Source organism: Streptomyces hygroscopicus subsp. hygroscopicus, from assembly GCF_001553455.1.
Classification (GTDB): domain Bacteria; phylum Actinomycetota; class Actinomycetes; order Streptomycetales; family Streptomycetaceae; genus Streptomyces; species Streptomyces hygroscopicus.
Genome location: NZ_BBOX01000358.1, coordinates 1 through 2,904, shown reverse-complemented (window position 1 = coordinate 2,904; position 2,904 = coordinate 1). Strand labels below are relative to the sequence as shown.

The window sequence follows — 2,904 nt, the reverse complement described above, 5'->3', positions numbered from 1 at the left end:
GCCCGGGGCAGGCCGAGGACGTGCCGCACGTGTTGTACGTGCGGTTCCATCCCACGCCCGCAGAAGACGTGTACCAGGGCCTGCTCGCCCTCCTCGGGGAGCTGACGCCCGTCGTCGAGGCGCTGCCGCCCGACGCCGCGCTGGCGGATGTGCGGGGCGCGCTGCGGTACTTCGGGCGGGACGCGGCCGGGCTGGCCGAGATCGTACGGGTCCGGGCGCTGGCCCGGTACGGCGTGGACTGCACCATCGGCGTCGCCGCCAACCCCATGCTGGCCCGCATGGCCGCTCAGGAGGCCCGGGAAGCCCAGGCGACCCAGGCGACTCAGGAGGCCCAGGGGCCCCAGGAGGCCCAGGGGCCCCAGGAGGCCCAGGAGGTCCAAGGGGCCCAGGAGGCCGACGCCCCCGGTCCCGGGGGCGGGCGGTCCCGCCGTCCGGCCGGATCCGTCCGTACCGTTCCCGGCGATCCGGACGGCGTGGCCGCGTTCCTGGCCCGCAAGCCGCCCACCGCCCTGCCCTGGGTGGGCCCCGCGACCGCGCGCACCCTGAGCGCGTACGGGCTGGACAGCGCCGCGCGGATCGCCGCCGCGCCGCTGTCCACCCTGCAACGGATCCTCGGCGCGGCGACCGCGCGCCGCGTCCACGCGTGGGCGCACGGCATCGACCCGATGCCGGTCACCCCGAACGCCCCCGCCCGTGCGATGGGCGCGGAACACCGCTTCCGTCACGACGAGTTGGATCCGGTCCGCAGGCGCCGCGCGCTGCTCACCCTCGCCGACGGGCTCGGCGGCCGACTGCGGACGAGCGGACAGGTCGCGGCCGCGATCAGCCTCACCGTCCGCTACGCCGACCGCTCCACGACCACCCGCTCCCGCACCCTGACCGAGCCGACCGCGCACACCCCGGCGCTGACCGCCGCCGCGTACGCGCTGCATGACGCGCTCGGGCTGCAACGGGCCCGGGTGCGGTCGGTGGCGCTGCGCGTCGAGGGGCTGATGGACGCGGAACTCGCCCCCCACCAGCTGACGTTCGACCCCGCGGACGAGAAGTCACGCCGGCTGGAGGCCGCCGCCGACCGGGCCCGTGCCCGCTTCGGCGCCTCCGCGGTCCGGCCCGCCGGATTCCTGGACGTCGCGTGACCCATCCGCTTCCCGGGCGTCGCGTGGTTCGGTCGTTTGCCGGGCGTCGCGTGGTCCGGCCGTTTCCCGGATGTCGCCTGGTCCGGCCGTTTCGTGGGCGTCGCGTGGCCCAGCTGATCCCCGGGCGCGCGTGGCCCATCCGTTTCCCGGGTCACCCGGCTACGCCGTCAGCCGATTGCTTCGTTCACTCGGCGACGAGCTCGACCTCGATGTTGCCCCGCGTCGCCTTGGAGTACGGGCACACCTGGTGCGCCTGCTCGACCAGCTTGCGGCCGCTCTCGTTCTCGAGCTCGCTCGGCAGCTCCACGCGCAGCGTCACCTTGAGCCCGAAGCCGCCGTCCGCCTCGTCCTTGCCGATGCCGACCTCGGCGGTGACGGAGATGTCCTTGGTGTCGACCTTGGTCTGGCGGCCGACGAGGCCGAGCGCGGACGCGAAACAGGCGGCGTAGCCCGCGGCGAACAGCTGCTCGGGATTGGTGCCCTGGCCGCTGCCGCCGAGGGCGGGCGGCATGGCCAGTGCCAGGTCGAGCTGTCCGTCGGAGCTAACGGCCCGGCCGTCGCGTCCGTTGGCCGTGGCCACCGCGGTGTAGAGCGCGTCCATGAAGACCATCCCTTTCGTTTCAGGCAGTCACGAGGCGGGTGCTCGGTGCTCCCTGCCTCCGAACGGAAGTACAGCACACAATTAAGTTGTGCACAACTAAAGGGTACGCTGGACACATGTCGCACCAGCCCGACCGTCCGACCGACCCGACGACCGACCGCGCCGCTGAGCATGCCGCCGATCACGCCGCCGACCGCGCCGCCCCGGAGCCGCAGCCCGGTGGTGACCTGCTCCGGCTCGACCGGCAGCTCTGCTTCGCCCTGCACGCCGCCTCCCGTGCCTTCGACGGCCTCTACCGCCGGGTGCTGCGCGATACGGAGCTGACCTATCCGCAGTACCTGGCGATGCTCGTGCTGTGGGAGCACGGGGAGATGCCGGTCAAGCGGCTGGGGGAGTTCCTGCGACTGGACTCGGGTACCCTCTCGCCGCTGCTCAAGCGGATGCAGTCGGCCGGACTCGTCCAGCGCGAGCGCAGCGCGCACGACGAGCGCTCGGTGACGGTCCGGCTGACGGCGGAGGGGACGGCGCTGAAGGAGCGTGCCCAGGGGGTGCCCCTGAAGGCGATCGAGGCCAGCGGTCTCGCGGCGGAGGAGGCGATCGATCTGCGGGCGCGACTGCTGCGGCTCACGGCGGCCCTCGACGCGGCGCTGAGCGAGGAGGGAGCCTGACGAGGCGGGGCTTCGGGGCGCCCCGGAAACTCGGGCGCCCTCGGGCCCGTGCCACGGCGGCCAGGACGTGTGTTCCGCGCGGCCCCGGTACGTCGTGGACCACCGCCGCGCGGAGATCGCCCCCGGTCATCCAGGTGCAGTGGGGGGTCAGCCGCCGTTCGTTGGGGAGTTCGGCGGGGCGGAGGGGGAGGAGAGGGTCATCCGGGGCTCTTCTCGCTCTTGGCCTGGGAAGCCCGGCGCGTCTGGGGCGTCTGGGGCTTCTGGCCCTTCTGCGGCGGTCTGGGGCGCCCGGGGCCTCTGGGGTGCCTGGGGCGTCTGAGGTGTCCGGGAGTCCTCGGGCTTCCGGCGCGCCTGGAACGTATGGAAGCAGAAGGCCACGACTGCCAGCGCCGGCGGAATCAGCAGCAGAGGACCGGAGAGGATGAGCACGGTCGAGGTCACCGCCGCGCTGCCGATCGCCGCCCACCACAGCGGTGTACGCCGCGGCAGCAGCGTCAGC

General features: G+C 73.8%; 3 protein-coding genes. 2 read left to right on the top strand and 1 reads right to left on the bottom strand.

Annotation, left to right across the window (positions count from 1 at the left end; all coding sequences use genetic code 11):
- The first annotated feature begins 20 nt into the window (after positions 1-20).
- Positions 21-1,136 (top strand): DNA polymerase Y family protein, encoded by a 1,116-nt coding sequence (locus AXW62_RS41685; protein WP_060947439.1) that lies wholly within the window; start codon positions 21-23, stop codon positions 1,134-1,136.
- Positions 1,137-1,320: 184 nt separating this feature from the next.
- Here the strand turns inward: AXW62_RS41685 and AXW62_RS31120 are convergent, their stop codons facing one another.
- Positions 1,321-1,737 (bottom strand): organic hydroperoxide resistance protein, encoded by a 417-nt coding sequence (locus tag AXW62_RS31120; RefSeq protein ID WP_079115887.1) that lies wholly within the window; start codon positions 1,735-1,737, stop codon positions 1,321-1,323.
- Between the two features lie 116 nt (positions 1,738-1,853).
- Here AXW62_RS31120 and AXW62_RS31115 point away from each other — a divergent pair, with 116 nt between their 5' ends.
- Positions 1,854-2,405, top strand: coding sequence for a MarR family winged helix-turn-helix transcriptional regulator (locus AXW62_RS31115; protein ID WP_079105665.1), 552 nt, complete (start codon positions 1,854-1,856; stop codon positions 2,403-2,405).
- Positions 2,406-2,904: the final 499 nt, after the last annotated feature.